This is a genomic window from Blautia hydrogenotrophica DSM 10507 (assembly GCF_034356035.1).
In the GTDB taxonomy this organism is placed as follows: Bacteria; Bacillota; Clostridia; order Lachnospirales; family Lachnospiraceae; genus Blautia_A; species Blautia_A hydrogenotrophica.
Genome location: NZ_CP136423.1, coordinates 580,434 through 602,812, shown reverse-complemented (window position 1 = coordinate 602,812; position 22,379 = coordinate 580,434). Strand labels below are relative to the sequence as shown.

General features: G+C 40.7%; 21 protein-coding genes. 1 reads left to right on the top strand and 20 read right to left on the bottom strand.

Going from position 1 to position 22,379, the window contains the following annotated elements; genetic code table 11:
- Position 1: 1 nt before the first annotated feature.
- From BLHYD_RS02870 to BLHYD_RS02795, 16 genes are all read right to left on the bottom strand, one after another.
- Positions 2-583: a TetR/AcrR family transcriptional regulator gene (locus tag BLHYD_RS02870; protein ID WP_040350454.1), complete on the bottom strand. Its 582-nt coding sequence runs from the start codon at positions 581-583 to the stop codon at positions 2-4.
- Positions 584-864: 281 nt separating this feature from the next.
- Positions 865-1,953, bottom strand: a complete 1,089-nt coding sequence (locus BLHYD_RS02865) for a multidrug transporter (RefSeq protein WP_040350453.1) — start codon at positions 1,951-1,953, stop codon at positions 865-867.
- A gap of 163 nt (positions 1,954-2,116) precedes the next feature.
- Complete coding sequence (locus tag BLHYD_RS02860) at positions 2,117-3,004, bottom strand: ABC transporter ATP-binding protein (RefSeq protein WP_005947487.1); 888 nt, start codon at positions 3,002-3,004, stop codon at positions 2,117-2,119.
- Positions 2,992-3,756 carry a hypothetical protein gene (locus BLHYD_RS02855; protein WP_260784478.1) on the bottom strand — a complete coding sequence of 255 codons (765 nt, stop codon included), beginning with the start codon at positions 3,754-3,756 and terminating at the stop codon, positions 2,992-2,994. Before BLHYD_RS02855 ends, BLHYD_RS02860 begins: the two co-directional genes overlap by 13 nt.
- A complete protein-coding gene (locus BLHYD_RS02850) occupies positions 3,743-4,276 on the bottom strand; it encodes an RNA polymerase sigma factor (RefSeq protein WP_021844322.1) in 534 nt (177 codons plus the stop codon). The genes BLHYD_RS02855 and BLHYD_RS02850 overlap by 14 nt, the downstream gene beginning before the upstream one ends.
- 357 nt (positions 4,277-4,633) lie before the next feature.
- Complete coding sequence (locus BLHYD_RS02845) at positions 4,634-5,056, bottom strand: hypothetical protein (protein WP_005947483.1); 423 nt, start codon at positions 5,054-5,056, stop codon at positions 4,634-4,636.
- Positions 5,057-5,071: 15 nt separating this feature from the next.
- Positions 5,072-5,503 (bottom strand): DUF6442 family protein, encoded by a 432-nt coding sequence (locus tag BLHYD_RS02840; protein WP_005947481.1) that lies wholly within the window; start codon positions 5,501-5,503, stop codon positions 5,072-5,074.
- Entirely contained in the window at positions 5,503-5,703 is a 201-nt protein-coding gene (locus BLHYD_RS02835; protein ID WP_021844320.1) for a helix-turn-helix transcriptional regulator, read from the bottom strand. Before BLHYD_RS02835 ends, BLHYD_RS02840 begins: the two co-directional genes overlap by 1 nt.
- A gap of 262 nt (positions 5,704-5,965) precedes the next feature.
- On the bottom strand, positions 5,966-6,814 hold the full coding sequence (locus BLHYD_RS02830) for a MerR family transcriptional regulator (RefSeq protein ID WP_005947477.1): 849 nt from the start codon (positions 6,812-6,814) through the stop codon (positions 5,966-5,968).
- A gap of 104 nt (positions 6,815-6,918) precedes the next feature.
- On the bottom strand, positions 6,919-9,117 hold the full coding sequence (locus BLHYD_RS02825) for an ABC transporter permease (protein ID WP_005947475.1): 2,199 nt from the start codon (positions 9,115-9,117) through the stop codon (positions 6,919-6,921).
- 19 nt (positions 9,118-9,136) lie between these two features.
- Complete coding sequence (locus BLHYD_RS02820; RefSeq protein ID WP_005947473.1) at positions 9,137-9,844, bottom strand: ABC transporter ATP-binding protein; 708 nt, start codon at positions 9,842-9,844, stop codon at positions 9,137-9,139.
- Between the two features lie 75 nt (positions 9,845-9,919).
- On the bottom strand, positions 9,920-11,107 hold the full coding sequence (locus BLHYD_RS02815; RefSeq protein ID WP_005947471.1) for a sensor histidine kinase: 1,188 nt from the start codon (positions 11,105-11,107) through the stop codon (positions 9,920-9,922).
- Positions 11,104-11,775, bottom strand: a complete 672-nt coding sequence (locus BLHYD_RS02810) for a response regulator transcription factor (protein ID WP_005947470.1) — start codon at positions 11,773-11,775, stop codon at positions 11,104-11,106. Before BLHYD_RS02810 ends, BLHYD_RS02815 begins: the two co-directional genes overlap by 4 nt.
- 79 nt (positions 11,776-11,854) lie before the next feature.
- Entirely contained in the window at positions 11,855-12,622 is a 768-nt protein-coding gene (locus BLHYD_RS02805) for an alpha/beta fold hydrolase (RefSeq protein ID WP_005947468.1), read from the bottom strand.
- Positions 12,623-13,210: a TetR/AcrR family transcriptional regulator gene (locus BLHYD_RS02800; RefSeq protein WP_005947467.1), complete on the bottom strand. Its 588-nt coding sequence runs from the start codon at positions 13,208-13,210 to the stop codon at positions 12,623-12,625.
- 597 nt (positions 13,211-13,807) lie between these two features.
- Positions 13,808-14,683 (bottom strand): AraC family transcriptional regulator, encoded by an 876-nt coding sequence (locus BLHYD_RS02795; RefSeq protein ID WP_005947465.1) that lies wholly within the window; start codon positions 14,681-14,683, stop codon positions 13,808-13,810.
- Between the two features lie 230 nt (positions 14,684-14,913).
- Between BLHYD_RS02795 and BLHYD_RS02790 the strand changes: the two genes are divergently transcribed.
- Entirely contained in the window at positions 14,914-16,338 is a 1,425-nt protein-coding gene (locus BLHYD_RS02790) for an MFS transporter (protein ID WP_005947463.1), read from the top strand.
- A 65-nt stretch (positions 16,339-16,403) separates the two neighbouring features.
- Here the strand turns inward: BLHYD_RS02790 and BLHYD_RS02785 are convergent, their stop codons facing one another.
- The 4 genes from BLHYD_RS02785 to BLHYD_RS02770 form a co-directional block, all read right to left on the bottom strand.
- Positions 16,404-17,903, bottom strand: a complete 1,500-nt coding sequence (locus BLHYD_RS02785; RefSeq protein WP_050769870.1) for a UxaA family hydrolase — start codon at positions 17,901-17,903, stop codon at positions 16,404-16,406.
- Positions 17,873-19,375 carry a tagaturonate reductase gene (locus BLHYD_RS02780; RefSeq protein WP_005947459.1) on the bottom strand — a complete coding sequence of 501 codons (1,503 nt, stop codon included), beginning with the start codon at positions 19,373-19,375 and terminating at the stop codon, positions 17,873-17,875. Before BLHYD_RS02780 ends, BLHYD_RS02785 begins: the two co-directional genes overlap by 31 nt.
- Positions 19,376-19,439: 64 nt before the next feature.
- Positions 19,440-20,846, bottom strand: a complete 1,407-nt coding sequence (locus BLHYD_RS02775; protein ID WP_005947457.1) for an aspartate aminotransferase family protein — start codon at positions 20,844-20,846, stop codon at positions 19,440-19,442.
- A 24-nt stretch (positions 20,847-20,870) separates the two neighbouring features.
- Positions 20,871-22,376 carry a sugar ABC transporter ATP-binding protein gene (locus tag BLHYD_RS02770; RefSeq protein ID WP_050769869.1) on the bottom strand — a complete coding sequence of 502 codons (1,506 nt, stop codon included), beginning with the start codon at positions 22,374-22,376 and terminating at the stop codon, positions 20,871-20,873.
- Positions 22,377-22,379 lie beyond the last annotated feature (3 nt).

Genomic DNA, 22,379 nt, shown 5'->3' with positions numbered 1-22,379 from the left:
ATCACCCTCCTAAAAGTGCTTTTTTCACATGGCTGATTAACCGTTCCGGTATATGTTCATCAATTGGCAGTATCGTTGCAAACATCCGCACCCCTTGATAAGAAAAAATAATTAAGTCAATCATTTCTTCACTGTCAACCTTTTTAAATTCTCCTCGTTCCACTCCGTAAGATATGAAATTTTTCCACATCTCTTTGGAATAGAGATATTGTTTAAAAAGCATATTATCATTGTTATCCGATTGATTTTCACTATAAAATTCTAATATTGCTATACTTAAAGAGCCGGAACTATCCAACATTTCTTTTTTGTACCGTTCTAGAATTTCATCAAGAATTATAGGTGCCGGAACTTTATTTTTCATTTTTTCAGAAAGTTCATTGTCTTGTCTGCTCATAAGAGTATCTACAATTTCAGAAAAAATTTGATGTGTACTTTCGTAGTGTCTGTAAAGCCCGCCTCTGCTTAATCCGGTTTCCATGCAAATGTCTTTCATTGTAACATTTTTAAATCCCTTTTCTGCAAATAAAGACAATGCCTTTTCTAAAATAAACCTTTTGGTTTCGTCTCCTTTTTTTCCCATAGTAATCGCTCCATTTTGCGACATTCATGTCGCTAAAATAATTATAAGACACGCGTGTCGCTTTGTCAATTCTAAATTTCCATGCTTTCCTTATATCCATAGACCTGTTTCCTTTAGATAAGCCTGCCGAAAACATTTTTCTTTCATCTGCTCTGACAGAATAGAACTTCTTTCCTGTTCAAAATAAAAAGGAAAGGTCTCTCAGCAGGCAATATATCTTTGGGAAATGCCCTGGCCATTAAAATTTTTTCTGTCTTCCCCAAACCTACGCATTTCTTCAGCTAGGCCTCTTTTATTTTGTACTTTCGATATCCCATAATTGTGCAAACAACTCCCGCAAAAACACTTATAAATAAGACAAGCTGCCAAAAAGCAACCATATCATTTACTGTTTCCCGCATAACCAAAAATAACGGCGTAGCATATATAATGATTGAAATGATTCCGGTTAAGAACATCCTAAGCAATATAGGTATCCCCCAGCATACTGCCGATATAATCACTGCTATAAAAGAACTGCTGCATCCAGCAGAAACACATAATGTAACCGCACACAACAATAATAGCCCCTGCAAATTCAAAAGCAGCAGCTTAAGCAAATATTCCAAAAATTCCTGTTGATATACCACTCTGAGCATTTTGTCCCCTAACACTACCCCAGCCAGATTTTCATATCCATTTAAGCCATAAACAATACCACATAGTATAAAATCAAACAACACAATACCCAAGAAAACAAAAACTGTCAAAGAAAACGCTGCAAAAATTTTTGCTGTAATGTCTTTTCTTTTTCCTTCCTCTGTTGTAAAAATAATTGGCAGCATCTTTATCTGTTCTTCTTCCGCAAACACTGTCGAAATACTGAAAATAATTAAAACACTTCCTAAAATAAGACCAAATTGCAGCATTTCTACAAACACCTGCCATCCCTTTGTATATGCTAAAACAGGGATAATTCCTTCACTTTGGCACACTTGATACATTTCTGATTTTTCCAAAGTATACGTCTGTGTAGGTATTGTTCCAGTTTCCCAGCAGCCATTTGTAAAATAGCGAACAACAAAATCATTTAAATAATTTCCATCTCTCCAGCCTGGCATATTCTCCGTCAATTTCGTTGGAATGCCGTATTTATCAACAATTTCGCTGATTTTTTCATTCGTAATAATCCCTTCAAACTCACTTGTAATCTCCTTGTTTATCTGAACAGCTTCATATCCCACATAAGATTTATCCCCTACTACTGCTATTTCTCCACCAACTTCCGCAAACCAGAAATATAACAGCATCAGCCCTATTGCAGCCAAAATGCCCATTAAAAACACTTTTTTATGACATCGTTTGTAAACTTCCATCTTATACAATCGCATTTTTTCTTTCTCCTGCCCTTTGTGTACATTCAAGACTCGCCCGCGAGTCTTAGCGCGAGATTCGAGTCGGCATTCACCGACATCATTCATCTTCGAATCCCTGCGTATCCTCGCGGAGCGTTTATCAGATAGGGGATTGACGCCCACCACGAATACTAATTTCTTACTCACCACCTATAGAGGCGGGAGTCTTCCCCATCTGATAAAGGTATGCATCCTCCAAAGTCGCCTCTGCATATTTCGCTTCGTTCATCGGCTGAAATTCCGATATAATACGCAATTCCACATTTTCTCCACTGTTTCTTAAATTACTCACAATATACTTTTCATTTATTTTCTGTACTTCTCGTTCTGGAACAACACACTGCCAAACATGACCTTTCACATCATTCATGATCTCACTTTCAGTTCCCTGTCCGATTAAACCGCCACTTTTCAGAATCAAGATACGATCTGCAATATATTCCACATCTGACACAATGTGTGTGGAAAACAATACGATTCTATTTTTTCCCAATGAACTGATTATATTGCGAAACCGTACCCTTTCTTTTGGGTCAAGCCCCGCAGTTGGTTCATCCAAAATCAAAATCTCCGGCTCATTTAAGAGTGCTTGCGCAATACCGATTCTGCGAAGCATCCCTCCGGAATATGTTTTCAGCTTTCTATTTTTCATATCTTTCAAATCGACCAGTTCCAATAATTCTTCTATTCGGCCTTGGACATAATCTGCTGGAAGCGCTTTCAGAGCTGCCATATAATTCAAAAAGCGATTTGCAGTAAATTCTCCATAATACCCAAAGTCCTGTGGAAGATATCCCAATAACCTGCGATAATCCGCCCCCATTTCCGCTATACGGATATTGTCACAGGTTATCGTTCCGTTTGTAGGCTGTAAAATGCCACAAATCAATCTCATCAGCGTTGTCTTTCCTGCGCCATTCTCTCCCAGCAAACCATAAACTCCATTTGTAAAAGTAAATGTAAACTGCCTGACCGCCTCTTTTTCCTTATATTTCTTCTGTACATCCATTAGCTTCAACTCATGCATAATACTTCTCCTTTTTCCATTTGAATGAATAGCTTTTTTATCAGCAATGCAAGCAAGCATCCAAGCACAAAACAGGCCATTGTCCATACTCCAAGCGTAGTCACATAAAAGGCTGCTGGAACAGCAGAAAATACAGTATACCCTAAAGCCAAAAAGACACCACTGCTCAAAAGATAAAAGGGATTCTCCCGTCCAACTTTCGTAGATAAAATTCCCATCGCCACAATATTTGACAGAAGAAATGCTGTCAATACATATAGTCCTAGCTGTATAATTCCAATGTCCCAACAATTTCCCACATAGAAAATAATCAGCAAGAATACTATAAGGTTCACACTCCCCATAATTACCATATACGCTGCAACACATTGCTTTGTATCAAAATAGCAGCTTGCTCCTAATTCTGCCATTCTTCCAAAAAATAATTTATCTATTATGAGAACAGTAAGAAACGCCAAAGCAGAGACTCCTATCATGCAGGATATTATGATCGTACTTCTATCTATTCTAGTCTGCTGTAATAAGAATAATACACCTACTATCAAACAAACAACTACCGCATATATGGAGAGAAATAATTTGTCCACATGCAGAAACTGCCTAAACAAAATCTCTCTCTGATTTATTATCGGTGTTCTCTGCTTTTCCATTTCTTCGGCCATGAGCAAAAGCACTTTTTGCTTTTTCGCTTCCTTTATTCTTATTTGCCTATCTGCCTGTAAGAAAAGCTCTTTCATTTCAGAATTTTTCATGTTCCTCCTCCATCATTTTCTTTAAATGCTGCACTCCTAAACGGAATCTTGATTTTACAGTTGAAACACTGCACCCAGCTATCTTTGCTATATCTTTGAATTTCAATTCTTCATAGATTCGTAAAATGACAACTTCCCTATTTTCCAATGAAAGCTCGTTCAATAGCCTTTGCAAATAAATTGATGTTTCTAAATCCTGTATTTTATCTTTCTGCTCTGGAATTTTTTCAATCCATTCACATTTGCAGGACTGGTTAGATTCCTTTTGTTTCCGAAAAAAGCTGAAGCATAGATTTCTTGCAATTGTTAATAAATATCCCTTTAAATTGTTCCGGCGGTAGGAGGAACCATACTTAATAAATTTTAAAAATGTCTCCTGAGTAATGTCATAAGCCTCCTCTTCTTCTCGAACCATATACAAACAGAATCGAAATATATCCTCATAATATCGCTCTATAATATCCCCCAAAGCCTCTTGATTACCATTGTGAACTTTTTGCACAAGTTCTTTATCTGTCATTGCATTTCTCCCATCGTAAAGCATCTTACATCTTATATAACTATGATAACTCCCAAAAAGTTCACAGTCTAAAAATATTTCATCTGCAAATGATTTCGGAACAAAGTGGGCAAGCCCACTTCAACTCCCCCATCCCTTCAATCTTTGAGGGGCGCAGTCCCACTTTGCGCGCCGCCGCATCACCGCCTTGCGGTGAAATTCCTCGTTGCAGCGTGTGCATTCCTGCCCAGAGGGCTTTTTATTGCATAGGGAACGAGGTTTCCTATGTAATAAAAAAGCAGGAAACCATTTCTGATTTCCTGCCAGACAGCCGCTAGAGAACAAATCCCATTCAGACATACACTCTTGCAGCTATTCTCACATTTTCTTTTCCAAGATACGGTACGCAATAAAACCGACCAGCCATTGAAAGACGAACAGCAAAAAGATCATCACGATTATCCATGCTTCCGCCCTAAACAGCGACAGCATAAATGCCAGGAGCAGCAGTAAAAATGTCATAATCTGATAAGTAATATGGCCTGCCTTCATTCGCAAATATTGTTTTCTCTCGTCAATCCTATTGATGTGAGTTTCTTGTTTTTTTGCTTCATACGCATCCTGCCGCTTCGGGTTTTTCCAGTAAATTATGCGAATGATCTGAGCGGCAGCCCCCGCTGTAAGGCCAATCCCCATAGAAAAAATCATTGTCGAGTAATAGTCGTTTTTTACAAAAAAACTTATGCCCAACAATATAATGCCAATCATAAATTCAACAATTAACGGCTTCATATTTTCCATTTTGATTCCTCCCCGTCACATCTCCCTATCAAACTTAAGGCGATAATAAATTTCAAAACCATGAACAAAGAGATATGCAAAGACAAGCAGAAGTACGGCAATCATGTCTACTCCCATAAGAGCAAAGGATACCATTAAAGCGCCAAAGACGAAAGTCATCATATCAAATGCCTTTCCCTTGGCATTGTTCGCGATCGCCAGGTTGCGCTCATCATTTTTTTCAATATCCAGCTTTTTCTTTAATTCTGGATCGCCATAGATTGCCCGTTCAGAAATCATATTGCCCATGCCATGCCCAAACAAGCCGCACCCAATGCCAATGCAGACATAGGGCAGCGCTCTCATCATCCCCTGCGGATCTCCGCTTGTTTTTATTAAGTATAAACCTACTGCCACCAAGACCAAACCAAAAACGACCGTTGTGTATTTTGTTATCCTAGACTTCATCACTCTTCCTCCTCATAAATAAAGATTTCTTCAATCGTCATATGAAAATATCGGGCGATTTTGAATGCTAACTGAATCGACGGATTATAGCGCCCATTTTCCAAAGAACCGATCGTCTGCCTTGATACTTCCAAGGCATTTGCCAACTCTTCCTGTTTGATTCCCTTTTGCTTACGCAGCTCTTCCAGCCGGTTTTTCATAGAAGCCTCCCTTCTTATGGAAAGTTTGCTTTCCATATTTTCATTATAGCACAGCCGCGCAACATGTCAAGTATACTTTCCATTTTTTATGACAGAGTCTAAAATTGGACGAGCAGAGCAAGAAATATTTCTTGAACGAGAGTTCCGAAAGGTGGAAAATTCGATAACCGGAAGTTCGCCGGACCTAAAAAACAGGAGACCATTACTGATCCCCTGTTCAATAGTACCGCCGTTGGGCACTGGTATTCCCCACAATTTTAGATTATTTGTTTTCATAAAAGGCTTCTATTGCCTTCACAAAAAATTCGGAAGCTCCTTCACCATATTTTTCATCTATTATGGGCTTTATTTTTTCGTTGCGATAGTATTGTGCCTGTGCCAGCATAAGCCCTTTCTCGCTTTTTATCTGCGATAACTGTTTCATCACAAATCCATATTCTCCGACCACCTCCTTAACCTCAAAGGAAGCTGTGTCACATTCCTTCTTTGCGCTTAGTTTTTGCAGAACCACCTCCACTCGTTTGTTATAACTTTCTGCCACTTCCTTGCTGACAGGATTGTTTGCAGCTGACAAGAAATTTTCTTTTCCGCCATACCACTCAACAACCTTTGCATAACCTTTCTGCATTTCTTCTGATGAAAGTGCCTCCATATAATGCTTTTTCCATTCTTCAATACTTCCGAACTCTTTCACTGCAAGATTTCTCATATTAGCCGGCATATGTTCAAACATGGTTTGAAACATCTCTTCCATTTCTGTTTTACTGAAAACCGCAAAATCCATTTTATTCTCTCCTTTCAGAATGTCATCAATGCTGGAAATCAGACGTTCCATACGTTCTTTTTTTGCAATCAGCATGTTTCGCTGCATCTGCAAAATCTGATTTCTTTTCAGAACCGGGTTGTCCATGACAGCTTTGATCTCTTTCAGAGGAATATCAAATTCACGGAAAAATAAAATCTGCTGCAAGGTTTCCAGAGCCTTATCGTCATAAAGCCGGTATCCCGCTCCGCTTTTTTCCGTCGGCTTCAATAATCCGATCTCATCATAATAGTGGAGCGTGCGTACGCTGATACCTGTTAAATCTGATATTTCTTTTACTGACCTCATAACTGCTGACCTCCCTTTTCTGATATATTCACTCTAATCTATGACGCCCCGTGAGAGTCAATAGGGAAATTTAAATTTTCCTGTTATGGAAAGTACGCATCCATTCATACTATGTCATCCATCCGCAGCGCTTCAGCCAGGTTGCATTTCATTATTTTTCTGCCGCCCATGCAGTAAGCCAGCGCTACAAACACAAAAATCCCCAAAATAAACACGGCGGCAGGAAGTATGGGAGCTTTTGTCAGAAATTCCATTGGATTTAAGCAGCTTGCTGTTATCATAAATCCTACAGACAACACAGTAAGCGGCAGCGTAATCAAGAGCGGCCGTCCTGCAATCACAAGAGCTTCAATGAAAAACATTTTTCTCACACCTTTCGGTGTCATGCCAATAGACATATATCTTGCGAATTCTCTGTTTCGCTGGCGTATAAAGCCTAAAGTATTGGAAAATACATTTGCAATTCCGATGACAGCGAGCAGCACGCACAAAGCTCCGATCATTATTTTATATCCATTCACCATTTCTTCGTTGTCTCTTCTCTCCTGAACACGGTTTTCCATCTCAAAGGTAAAATTATCTCCTATCATGTCTGAGATTTCTGTTTCGATCGCCTTCAACGCAGACAGCTCTCTGTCCCCTTCCGCTAATACACGAATGTAAGTATCGGCTTCTGTATGGCCAATGGTATTTTCAATCTGCTTCCACGTGGAAAGAGACAAGAATTGAACCAGCGTGTAATTATCATATTCCTCCCTTAAAACCGGCGGCTCCTGCGTATAAGCAAGAATAGGAAGTTCAACGGTTTCCTCCGTTTGTTCCGTATTCTGCAGGACGATGGAATCCTGTTCCTCTGATAAAAATGGGACATATTTTTTGTACCTGAAATTGCTGTTCACGCTGTCCCATATTCGGTTTAGAACAATGCTTCCTGTACTCTTCGAATTTACTCCTATTCTGCGGCAGTATGCCTCAAAACTCTTATCATCCATGATAAGGATGGGAGCATCGACCAGATAACTCCCGTCAACAATACGTACAGAATCCCCTGCAACTGCTTCTACACCACCTAATTCATTTAATCTGTCACTGAAATTTGTTTCCAGAACAGGGCACAGGGCCTCTGCTTTTTGATAGATCACACTGTCCGCCTTCCCTATGCTCTGCACATCGTCTGTCTTTGTAAAATCCTCCAGATCTGTATCTTCTATCGTTGCCATTACGTCCCATGCGTTCTGGTAACGCTCAAAATAAGTGTGATTGGTACTGATCTCAGAAAGCGTGAAAAAACACAGCATCAAGGTAAATCCCATAAACGAAAGTGTCAGAGATATCGCAGATGTTCTCAGAGCTTTTTTCTGCGCTTTTAGCGCACTTCCGGCCAATTCTCCCTCTGCCCCAAATACTAGTGATAAAAATCGGACATTCTTTTTCTTTTTTAAATGCAGTTCTCCGCTGTTTCGTATCGCCTCAATGGGTGTCAATTTGCTTAGTTTTCTCGCCGGCAGCCATGCAGAGATAAAAACGGTCAATACAGCCGCTAAAATCGTAATTCCCAATACCAGCGGATGATAAGTAAAAACCGCTTCATGCCTGCCGACAATTTCCTTTGCAAGCTGATTGACCAACTGTATCGTCCCAAAGCAAAGCGCAGCTCCGATGCCAGTTCCAAGCAAAATCGGCGGAATGCAAAGAATCGCAGCCTCCTGTAATAGACAAGCACGAATCTGTCCCGGTGTTGCCCCTATACTTGAGAAAATGCCAAATTGATGAACACGTGCATCCATAGATACTGAAAAAGAATTATGAATAATTAAAATCAAAGATACACAGACAATCATCAGTACTGCCGCGCAGAATGCCGGCAGCAAAGGCGGAGCCGTATCCTGCGGATCATGAACAAAATATCTCGACAAAAGCAATTCATGATACGATAGGTCTCGGTCAGAGACTCCCAGCTGTTCCGCTATGATCGGCATATCGCGGTAAACTGTCCTTATATTCTGAAAACGAATATCCACGACAAGATTGTTTTCATCAGACAGTTTCGGATTGATAGTGACAGCATCCACGTTTGCGAAATTTTTAATGTCGGACACCACACTCTCATCAAATGTACCGCAAATACGTCCCTGCCAGTCTCCCTCCTCCGAGACAATCCTTTCAATTTCATAATTCCAGAAATTATAAAACAGGCCGCAAAGCCAGGACAAAAACAGCGCAGAGATGAAAGCGGCCACAATGACGGATAAGCTGGACGCCCGGTTTCTTTTGATAAATCCTATCGAATAGTCTCTCCACATTATCTTCACCGACCTTTCCCTAGAAGATACCCTTATGCCACTTGGCAGAATCATGAAAAACGTCAAGGATGATTTTTCCATCCTCTATGGTTATAATACGGTCTGCCTCCAAAGCGATTTTCTCATCGTGGGTAATCAATAGAATGGTCTGATTCAAATTGCGGTTTGACAGCTTCAGCATGTCTATCATTTCTTTCCCGTTCTTTTTGTCGAGATTCCCTGTCGGTTCATCCGCCAGCAGCAAGGCTGGACGGTAAATCAAAGATCTGGCAAGGGCTGCCCTCTGCTGTTGGCCACCCGATAATTGATAAGGAAGAACTTCTAACTTATCAGCAATGCCCAGTGAATTCACAATCTGTTCAAAATATTCCGGGTTGGCTTTTCTCTTATCTAAAATAAGCGGCATAAGAATGTTTTTTCGGACAGTAAGTGTAGGTATCAGATTGTAAAACTGATAAACCAGTCCCACCTTTCTGCGCCGGAAAACAGCTGCCTGTGCTGGAGTTAATGTGGAAATATCCTTTCCTTCTACCATGACCTTGCCGGCAGTTGGCTTGTCCACACTGCCCAAAATATGCAAAAGCGTTGATTTTCCAGACCCGGATGCTCCAACAACCGCCACAAATTCCCCTTTCTGCACTGATAAGTCAATATGTTCTAACGCAACCACCTGATTACTTCCAGTACCATATACTTTTCGGACACCTTCACATTTTAGTATTTCCATGCCGCTTTCTCCTTTCCTGATACAGGCCACAGCCCATAAAGACGTAAATACAGTATAGCAAAGTAAAGTGACATCTCAGTGACTATATATTCTTATCTCGAAACAGGCGCCCCCAGCCTGCAGATTCCGGGCGGTAACTGTCCCGTTCTGCAGTTCAAAGATAGACCTGGCAAGGGCCAATCCAATGCCGATTCCGTTTGATACCGCATATTTCCCCCGGTAAAACCGCTCAAAAAGATGTGGAAGATCTTCCAGGGCAAATCCCCTCCCTTCATCCCATATCTGAATTTCTGCATATAAGGGATTCCATGTATAATCACAATAAACGTGTCCGCCGGAGTGTGAATGTTCCATACAATTTTTCATAAGATTGATAAGAGCTTCCATTGTCCATTCCAAGTCCCCGAAAAATTCGATGCAGCCTTTATCCGGTATGTCCACTGAGATATGTTCCTTCAGCAGCAAATCACTTATGTTTTCAGCTGCAAGATTTAATACTGTATAAATATCAACCTTTTCTTGTTTCAGCAGCAAAGTACCAGCGTCCATCTTGGAAAGCATCAATAAAGCCTCTTCCAGACGGTTCAACCGGTCCAACTGCTTTTTTATTTTTACTGAGTATTCACTGGAACCTTCTTTTTCCATCAACTGAAGGGAAAGAGATGCGGCGGTAATCGGCGTCTTCAGCTGATGAGCAATGTTCGCCAGATTTTCAGCATATCGCTTTTTTGAAGCGACTGCTGATTCCCTGGTCTGATAAAGCATTGTGACTGTCTTATATATCTCATCCTGTAAATGCGAAAAATCATCTTCCTGCGTTTGTATCAAAGTACTGTCAGCACCTATGTTGATATTTTCTAAATACTCTGTCAAATACGCAGCCCGCCTTTGATTGTGCCTATGTATCTTCCGCAGCCCACAGCCAAAAGAAAAGACTAGGATTAAAGACAACAGAAAAAAAGCAAGAAACATACCAGATGGAAATACTTGGTAAAACTCGCCGGCATGGTAGCCATATTTCTCCAAATAGTGATTCCCGTCTATTTCCTGCTCCGTCAGAGTCTGATATTCTTTTAATGCCGTCAGGAAATACTGCTCGCTTTCCGGATTGTTCTCTGCCGCGATTTCACAGAACGCTGAAAGATGTTCAAAAACAAGCTTTCGGTAGGTGTTCAAACCGATAACAGCTATACAGGATAAACACAGAAAAAGCATGAGAATGGGAGCCAAATAAAGTATTCTTTGCTTTCTTTTCCCATTCATATCGTATCCTCCATGCGATAACCAAAGCTGCGAACTGTTTTCAGACAGGTGGGGTTGCACAATTTTTCCCTTAACCGTTTCACGGTAACCGTCAACGTATTGTTATTCACAAAATGACCATGGTTGTCCCAGATCTGTTCTAAAAGCTGGGTTCTTGTAATTGTTTTTCCCTTATTCTCCATCAGCAGCAAAAGCAAATGGTACTCCGACTGGCTCAGGACGATTTCCTTCTGCCCTCTGCTGACCGTCAGCCTCTCCTTATCCAATACCAAATCGTCACAAAATAGTTTGGTCTCTTCGGCTTTTTGGACCCTCCGCAGCAGCGCAAGCATACGAGAATAAAGGACAGTAAGCTCAAATGGCTTCACCACATAATCATCCGCTCCACTCTGAAACCCAGCTACAACATCCTGTGAATCTCCCCTCACCGTCAGAATGATAATCGGCAAATCCACTACTCTCTCCCGAATCCAAAGGCACAAATCCTTCCCTTCCCCATCCGGTAGATTCCAGTCTATTAAAACAAGGGCAGGAATCCAACTTTGTAATGCTTTTTTTACAGCTGTTACGGTTTCAAATATAGCAACTTTACAGTTCTGCCGATTTAAATACTCTTTTACAGAATCAGCAATCGTTTTATCATCTTCTACGTAAAAAACCTCCATCATGGTAATCCTCTTCCTTTCGTCCGGTCATTCAAGGCTCGCTCGCGAGTCTTCCCCATCTGATAAATATTGGTTATCCAACTCACGTGTTTAAAAACGGTTCAACGAATTTTAACCATTCATTTGGCCGATAAATCGCCAGTTCTCCGTGATTGTATCCTTTTGCTTCGTATATCCGGCACGAGGGAACTTTTTCCTTCAATAACTGGGCGGATCTTTTTACACATTTCATTTCCCTTGAGCCATAGCAGTACAGAATCTGTGCATTGGTCTTGGAAATGTCTTCCTTTAACTGATACTCCGCCATATATGTACGGTACATGTTGTAAAGGGTAGTCTTTCTCAGCAAAGGAATATCCTGAATGTAATAGTCTTCTAGTTCTTTTGGAAACCTCATTTTAGGAAACAGACGCAGGAAAAGCATCTGGCATCTGCAAGAAACCCTGCTAAACATTACTCCTCCCAAAAGACGTACCACAGCAGTACAAAATCTTTCTGTTTTAGGCTGCGGATAACAAATACTCCCGTCAATCATCGCTTTCTGAGAAATATCTCCCCTAAGAGAAAGCATTTCTATCACGATCTGTCCGCCTAAAGATACTCCACAGAGCATAAAAAGATGTCCGCCGCAATTTTCGTCTATGTATGAGATCAGCTTTTGCGCGCTGTCCGTCGTAGACACATATTCTGTATGATGTTCCTCCCCATGCCCGTCTAAAGTCGGTAAAATAACATGGTAATCTTCTGATAAAGCTCTTGCCTGTCTTAAATAATTCCACCAGGCGTTTCCACCTCCATGAATCATCATAATGTGCGGATTTGCTCTATTTCCAAATTCGTGAAATTTCATCTATGACTCCTCCTCAAAAATCTCGTCTGCAAGATTTTCCAACAACTTTTTTACCGTATTCTCTATTTCTTCTTTGACCAATAAATCACTGTTTTCAATGCAAAGATGAATAAGCTGTGTAAAATTTATAACGGCATGAAAGTTTATATTTTTCTTGGGTTTGTCTATGTATTTTATATTTTTTTCCATAGAAATCTTTATCGCGTCAAAAGACTGCTTTTTTTCTGCCCGCAAAAGAATCGCAGTTAAATCATCCCTTGATAAATATCGAAAAATATTTTTTTTATCTCTTAAAAAAAAGAAGCTGTACAAGTCTATAAATTCAGCCTTTGTTATTTTCCTGTTGCATTCTAAAAGTTTCCAAAAACGATTCTCCAAGTCACGCTGCGCATCCTCCATAATCGACAAAATTAGAGCCTCTTTTGAATCATAAAAATTATAAAATGTACCAGTTGATATCCCAGTAATTTTCGCCAATTCTCTGATGTTGAGCTGTTTGTAGCCTTTTTTACACATTAAATCAATACAATTTTGTTTTATGCTTTTATATAAAAACTGTTTCTTTGCGTCCGAAAAAATTTTAGGCATACTCTCTCACTTTCTGTTCAAGACTGGCTCGCAAGTCTCGGCACGGGACTCGAGTCGGAATTAACCGACGCCATTCATCCCCGAATCCCTGCGCATCCTCGCGGAGCGTTTATCAGACAGAAGATTAACACCCGCCACTGGTATTAATTTCTCGTTCACCGCCTATAGAGGCGGGAGCCTTCTCCCCATCTGATAAAATGAACATTTTATTTATATGTTCATTTTATCACCTTCTATATTTTTTAGCAAGTATATTTCCTCACCAGAAACCGTCTCCAAAAGGTCTTGTTACTTACACATAAACGATTCCGTAAAGTGTTTTGTCACGAATATCCCCCCAAGATAAATAAGTAAAATTCCACAAGTAAGCGGAATTGGATTTCGTCCAAGAAGTTTACCCCTTTCCTCTATCTGGTGTGGTGCCGCAGTTAGCTCACGGCATTGCCGTTTGCTGTCTATTTCCCGTCAAGTGGTGCTGTGTACCGATGGAGCGCGTCTAGCATGAACCACAGCGGAGCGTGCGATTCATGATTACTTCTTCACGTAAAAAGCCCGCAAAGACCATAAATTAAGCCTTTGCGGGCTTTTGAAAAATAATCAAAAACCTGTATTAAGTTTATTTAACTTTCGATATTGAGTGGGAGATACCGAGTAATATTTTTTAAAAACCCTGCTGAAATAGTTGATATTCTCAAACCCACATTTTAATGCGATTTCCGTAATATTGCAATCCGATTGCTTTAGATAATAAACGGCTTTGTCCAAACGGATATGATTCATATAATCGGTAGTTGTTTTTCCGGTCAGTTGCTTAAAGGTACGGCAGAAATGGTGAACGCTAAAACCGATCGTCTCCGCTAATTGAGACAATGTTATCTTTTCACAGTAATTACTCTCTATCATTTCAAATACTGGCTTAAATCTTAGTAATGTATGCTCTCTTTCTTCTAACTCTGTCTGTGTCAAGATATGCTGGACATGACATCTCAGCAGTCTGACAATTAAAAAATATATACCTCCCTTTACAGCCAGCTCGTAACCGATTTGTTTGTTATAATATTCTTCCAGAACTTTTTTCACTATTTCCAAGAGCTCTGTATCACCAGCTATGAAATTGTGAAATTCAATTCTATTTAAAGTGATCGGGGCCAAATATTTTGCTTGCAGCAAGTCTTCATGATTACTGTACAAAAACGCGGGCTCAACTCTTATTGTGTAAAAAACCAGATTATCCGAAGTACTTTCCAAATAATGTAATTCGTTGCAGTTCACAACTGCTAAATCTCCCTCCTGAACCTCAAAGCAGTTTTTCCCGCACTCTAGTTTTGCTGTCCCCCTGATAAAATAGTATATTTGCAGATGCTCGTGCCAATGTCGTGGAAAATTCTGCCCGTTTTTTATGTCATCCTTCTCAAAAATATCCACAAAACTTTCTTGACCTTCTCTGTTAAAATAATTATCTCTATTTTTCATACTCTCAGTATACAAAGGCTACTCACAGTCGTAAAGAATAAATTTTACGTCTTTTCACGTTACGTGTGACAGGTACAGATGTGTACATACTTTTCTTATATCAAAATTGTACTAATAAACAGCAATCCAGTTGTTGAATACATCCTAAGACATGTCTATTATTAGGATGTCGAAAGCTTCCACACGAGTCCTTTCACTCTTCCACATAAGTACTAAAAAGGAGAAAAAGTATGAACGGTAAATCATATAAAACTGATAACAAATCCAACAATATTGTCCTAATTGTGGTAATCGCAATGACTTTTATGGCTACCTTAGACTCAAGTATTGTAAACGTTGCGCTGCCAGTGCTCTCCCATCAGTTAAGCGTACCCATCTCTTCCATTGAGTGGGTAGCTGCCAGTTATTCCATGATTATATGCTCAACTATATTGTTCTTTGGACGATTAGGAGATATCATCGGTAAGTCCCGTATATTTCACATCGGGACAATTCTTTTCACACTCGCTTCCCTGTTGTGCGGACTGAGCACTTCCTTTGCCATGCTGATAGCATGCCGCTTTTTACAGGGCATAGGCGCCTCTGCCTATATGGCCAATAACCATGGAATTATCACCGAATTATTTCCAAGGGAAAGTCGTGGAAAAGCGTTGGGGATTCTAGTAACTGCCGTCGCGATTGGAAACATGGTAGGCCCGTCTGTCGGAGGGATGATCTTATCCGTTTTTCATTGGAATTACATTTTCTATGTCAATGTTCCATTTGGCATGATTGTCTTTTTACTGGGGATAAAATTTTTGCCTAGAGGGAGAAAAAAACAGGAAAAATTAGATATAGCCGGTTCCATCCTGCAATTTATGACAACGCTATTGTTTTTTGGTTCCCTTATTTTGTCCCAGCAAATAAGCATATTCCATCCATATATCACAGCAGGCATTACCGCCTCCATTATTTTAGGTATTATTTTCGTTTACGTAGAAAAGAAGAAGAATGAACCGCTCTTGGACGTAAAAATATTCAAAAGTATCAAATTTTCAGCGAATTTAGGCTGTGCACTGACCTCTTTCATCTGTATAGCCTCTTCGAGTATCTTAATCCCCTTTTATCTGCAAAATGCTTTGGGATTAAGCCCTTTTTGCGCTGGTTTCTTCATGATGCTGCCTCCTCTGATTCTAGCTGTCTGTTCTCCGGTATTCGGGGGCATTTCTGATAAAAGAAATCCGGAAAAAGTGATCTTTGTCGGTCTGCTGATACTAAGTCTTGGATTCTTCTTAATGTCACAGCTGATGGAAACATCGTCTGTTATCTTTTTTGCGGTATTTGTCTCCACAATGGCGGCCGGGCAGGCCATTTTTCAGCCTGCCAACAATGCTCTGATTATGTCAACATGTCCCAAAAGTAAGCTCGGCATAGTCGGCAGCGTAAACTCTCTGGTGAGAAATTTAGGTCAGACTGTTGGAATTACATTATCCACCACTTTGTTATACTCTTTCATGAGTAACAAAGCAGGCTATAAAGTAACCGACTATATTGCCGGCCGTGATGATGTGTTTATCTATGGTATGCGGCATGTCTACCTGATTTTAGTCGCCATTTGCCTGATCGGTGCCTGCCTGACAGGGGGCAGATTACTTTTAAAAGCAGTTGGCAGGTAAAATTTAGAATAAAAAATAAAATAGTACTGATATGCTTTTATCACTGCTATAATATTTGGCATTTCCTACAAGGTAACCCCTTGTTTCCAAAGTGTAAACTCGAAAAACCCAGCTTTCTCCGATTTCGTTTTTCTCCCCTCTGCCACCTGTACCACATACTGAAAAAACTCTGTGTCCAGATCTCGCACCTGTACTTGTTCCAGACAGCTTCCTGCATTAAAATCAATCCAGTTTTCTTTAAATTGGCTCAATCCCGAATTGGAAGCGATTTTTATCGTTGGAACCCCCGCACCCATAGGATTCCCCCTCCCTGTGGTAAATAGAATTAACTGTGCTCCTGACATCACAAGGGCAGATGTGGACACGATGTCATTACCCGGCCCCTGCAGTAAATTCAACCCGTTTTGTTTCACTCTCTCCGTATATTGCAGGACATCTGCGACCTTACTACCTCCACCTTTTTGAATACATCCAAGACTTTTATCTTCCAGTGTTGTAATTCCCCCCATTTTGTTTCCCGGTGATGGGTTTTCATACACCACCTGTCCATGATCTGTATAGTACTTCTTAAAGTTTTGGATTAATTCCACAGTATTTTGGAAAGTCTGTTGATCCTGGCAACGGTTCATCAGTATGGTCTCCGCTCCAAACATTTCTGGAACTTCCGTGAGAATACTAGTCCCCCCACATGCAACCAGATGGTCTGAAAATCTTCCCACCAAAGGATTCGCGGTTAACCCAGATAGTCCATCACTACCTCCGCACTTCAATCCTACAACCAATTTTGAGATAGGAACCAAGCTTCGTTTGAAGCCAGCCGCATAGGAAATGAGTTTCTTTACCAGCTCCGCACCCTGCTGAATTTCGTCCTGAACTGCTTGGCATTCCAAAAAGAAAACTCTCCGGGTATCGTAATCTCCCAGAACTTTCTGAAATTCACCGATATTGTTATTTTCGCATCCGAGTCCCAATACCAAAGCAGCTCCTGCATTCGGATGTCTCACCAATGCCGCCAATGCTTTCTGCAAGTTTTTATGATCTTCTCCCATTTGACTACACCCATAAGGATGTGAAAAGACTCGAATTCCATCTACTCTCCCCTCTGCACAGTGCTCCGTCAAATCTCTGATCTTATTTGCAATGGAATTTACGCAACCCACTGTGGGCACAATCCATATCTCATTACGTGTTCCCACGCTCCCATCTGTTCGCAAATATCCTTGAAAAAATTCCTGCTTTCCCACCGTTTTAGCCTCAAAAGCTGGACAATATTCATAACTTTTATTTTCATCAAGTTTTGTCCGCATATTGTGAGTATGTATCCACTGTCCAGAAGAAATATTTACTTTTGCTACTCCGATCGGATAGCCATATTTCACTATCTCTTCTCCAGCCCGGATTTCTTTTATTGCAAACTTATGTCCCTGCAAAACTTTCTCCTGCAGAATCACATATTGGCCATCAAGTAGCACTTTTTCATGCCGTTCCAGATTTTCCAAAGCCACGGCCACGTTGTCCCCGCTTTGAATCTGAATCACTCTCTTTGCTTGTTTTCTAAAATCCAATCCATCGCACCTCTCATTCCCCGATCACAGATCTTCTCCAAACTCTTCACCACCAACGGCAAAAAACCTGGAATCAGCGACAAATCCCTCCCCCATAACCAGGAGCTTTTTGCAATCTGATACGCATAATCTTCCATACTCTTCGAACTATTTTGAGAAAAAAATCCCAAGATATCTTCACTGTCACAGACATAATAAGGAGTCCCTTCCCGATAAGCTCGAATCTTTCCTTCCATTATAAGATCTCCTCGATAAAATTGCAAAAGTGCCGCAAATGAAAAAACGGCAATCAACGGTACATACCCAAACCTCTTCTGGAATTCCAGCACTGTGGGCAGGACTCTCGTCCTCCATTTTGACACACTGTTCAATGAAATTGCCAATAACCGGTGATCGATAAATGGATTTTTAAACCGTTCTATAACTGCTATAGAAAAATTCTGCAAATCCTCTCTCGGTAAATCAATCGTAGGAATCACTTCTGTAGACAAAAACTCCTCCACGTATCGGCAAATCAGTCCATCTTCCATACAGTCCCGAACGATCTCATATCCCATCAAATAAGCAGCCATTACCATGGAAGTATGTGCCCCATTCAGAATTCGAACTTTTCGCTTTTTATAAGGAATATGGTCCCTACAGATATGAATAGGCAAATTTACTTCGTCCAGCTTCAATTTTTCATTCAATGACTCCGGTCCCTCAATTACCCAAAAGCCAAAAACCTCTGCTGTGTCTATCAGCTTATCTTCATACCCATTTTCCCTGTTCAATCGTTCACTCTCACCCATTGGATATCCCGTCACAATTCGATCTACCAAAGTATTACAAAACGTGTTTGCCTCCTCAATCCATCGAATAAATTTCTGAGAAAGTCCCCACTGCTTCGCATAAGCCAGTACGCACTTTTTTAATTCCGTCCCATTATTTTCAATCAACTCACAGGAAAGAATCTGAAATCCTTTTTCTAGATCTCCCGCAGTGACTAGAAATCTTTCATATAGAAAGCGAGTAAGTTTTCCCGGAAAACTACTCTGAGGACAATCTCCAAACTCACATGCAGGATCGTATCTAATTCCCTGTTCCGTAGTGTTTGTAACAATAAATTCCAGCTCTTCATTCTTGGCACATTCCAAAAAACTTTCCCACTCTCTGTAGGGATCAATACATCTTTGGACACTTTGAATAATTCGTCTTTCATTGATTTTTCTTCCGTCCTGGATTCCTCTGAGATAGAGCGTATACAAACCATCCTGTGCATTAATCTTATCACTCGATCCTTGCATAATTGGCTGAACCATTACAATTTTCCCACAAAAATCCGTTTTCTGATTTAACTGATCTACAAAATCTTCCACGAATCCTCGCAAAAAATTCCCTTCTCCAAATTGAAGAATCTTTTCTGGAACATCTCTGTTTTTCGCATCATCATATCCAAGTTCTTTCAATCTCTTATAACTTAAAAGCTCCATGGCAAATTCTCCTTATATAATTGTGGGAAACACCCAAAAGGTGTTTCCCTGATTCACATTCCTGTTATTTTCGACTATCCTTTGCACACTGAATCGCTTCATCTAACACGGAAATTCCTTCTCTCAAAGCTTCCTCTTCTATGATTAACGGTGGACACACCTTAATTGTCGCTCCACTTCCTACTGGTGCAAAAAATAGGAGTCCTTTTCTGAATGCCGCTTCCACCACATCATGCGCAAAATCACAATCCATCTGTTTTGTCTTTGTTTTCGTAAATATGATGCCCCAGACTAGACCTACGCCATTTACACGTCCAATGACATCTTCATGTTTCCTCTGCAATTCTCGCAAAAGCCTTTCACAAAGATTCCCCATTTTCTTTGCATTTCCGGCTAAATCCTGTTCGACAATATAATGGAGATTTGCCAATGCTGCTGCGGAACAGACGGGATTTCCCGAATGGGTACTGGTCATCTCATTTGGCCCATACAGATTCATCACATCACTTCTTCCTATAACACATGACAATGGAAGAGAACTGCTAATCCCTTTCCCGCAACAAATCAAATCTGGAGTCACCTCATAGTGCAGAAATCCAAAAAGTTTTCCTGTACGCCCAAAACCTGCCTGCACTTCATCAAAAATCAACAGAATGTCATGTTCCGTACAAAACTCTCTCAACTTCTTGACAAACCCTTTTGGCATCAACTGAACCCAGCCTCCTTGAAATGTCTCAGTCATAATACCCGCAATTTGATTCGGTTTTATGCCCCGCACCTTCAAAGCATTTAAAAACTCATCAAAACACGCTTCATCTGAATACAGCGGATTCTCCTCGTCCGCCCAGTCATACAGAAAAGCATTAGGAAAGGGAACCTGCTGCATATCCGCATCTTTATTCACAATCCATTCCTTCCCGCCTTCTGAGCCACCAGCCATCTGGGAACCTAACGTTCTCCCATGGAAAGCATTCTGGAACCCAATAATGGTTATCTTCTCTTTTCCCCCTTTCTGAATCCCATATGTTCTGGCCAGTTTTACTGCACACTCTGTAGTTTCTGCCCCAGTACTCAAAAGAAAAACCCGATTATCTGGTATTGGTACCATATTTGATATGTATGCTTCTAGTTCTCCTCTCTGCTTCGTCAAAAAACAATAAGAATGTAAAAGACCATTCTCCGCTGTCTCTATGATCGCCTCCTGAACTTTTGAATTACAGTGTCCGGAATTTGCCACTACCACCCCGGAAGAAAAGTCAAGCCAGCAATTTCCTTCTCTGTCATACACATTCACCCCCTTGGCATGATCCCATAGAATCGGGGGTTGCCCTTGCATAGAAACGGGTTCGTATTTCTCTGCCAGCTCAAAATACTTCGCTGCTTCCGGTGTGGGAATTTGTGTTTGAATTCTGCGGTACTTGGTCTCTACAGGCTCAACATCCACTGGAATCATTGAAAACTTTTTAGACATTTATCCTACCTCCTCTATCAATTTTCATCCTACCATCGCCTCAAGTAATTGAGTTTTTACCACACTTCTCTTTGAATTATCAAATTCTTCTACAAATTGTCCTTTTTTCATAACTAAAATCCGATCGCTCAAATTTATTAGCTCTTCCAGTTCATCTGAGATCAGAAGGATAGCCGTTCCTTCCTCTGCCAGCTGATTAATCAGTTCATAAATTTCATCTTTTGCCCCTACATCAATGCCCCGTGTGGGCTGATCCATAATCAAAACTTCCGGAGAGATCGTCAGCCATTTTCCAATAACTATTTTCTGTTGATTACCGCCGCTCAAAGTCTCGATCTCCTGTTCTTGTCCCCTTGCAACTACATGCATATAGTCCATCATGTTTGCCGCCCTCTGACGAAGTTTTTCATATTGAATGATTCCCAACTTCGAACACAATTTGTATGCTGCTACCACCAGGTTATCCCCTACACTCCTTTTCCTTATAATACCTTCTGCTTTCCGGTCTTCCGGAACTAGCACAATCCCCAGTCTCACTGCCTCCGCCGGACTTTTTACGGAAATCTTACTGCCGTGCAGCAAAAGCTCTCCTTCTCTTTTTCGATCTGCCCCGAAAATTGTTCGAACTAATTCCGTCCTTCCGGATCCTACCACGCCTGCAATCCCCACAACCTCCCCTTTACCCACAGCAAACGAGATATTCTGGACCGCAGTCCCATAACCCGTATAATTTTTCACCTCCAAAACCGTTTGTCCAAAAATCATATTTCGATAAAATTTCTTCTCAATATTTTTGTTTTCCCCTACCATCAAATCTACAATTCTTTGAACACTACATTCCTCTGAATTAAGTGTATTGATCTTCTGTCCGTCTCTTAATACTGTGATTCTGTCTGACACACGAAAAACTTCTTCTAGAAAATGGGAGATGTATATAATACTTTTCCCCAACTTTTTCAAACGATCAATCACTCGAAACAATTCTTCTGTTTCTTTAAACGAAAGGGAAGAGGTTGGTTCATCCATAATAATGATCGAAGCATCCATCGCAACACATCTCGCTATTAATACCAGCTGCTGCTGAGCAGGCGATAAATCTCCTGTAATCTCATCTGCCCGAAGATCAAAACCCAAATTATCCAAAAACTTCTGAGTTTCTTTTTGCATTTCTTTTCGTTTCAGAATATGTCCAATCCTGCCAGACGTCATTTCGCGTCCCATATAGATATTACTGGCCACGTCCAGATTGACTACAAGATCTAATTCCTGATGAATCATGGCAATTCCGGCACTCTGCGCATCCATGGGATCTTTGAATTTTACCTTTTTCCCTCTGATCAGGACTTCTCCTTCATACCCCACATAGATTCCGTCAATAATCTTCATTAACGTGGATTTTCCAGCTCCATTCGCCCCCACCAAAGCATGTGTTTTTCCTGCTCGAAGATCAAAATTCACCTGGTCCAAAACCCGAACACTGCCAAATTTTTTTGTGATGTGCTTCATCTCCAATGCTAGCTCATTGTTCAAAAT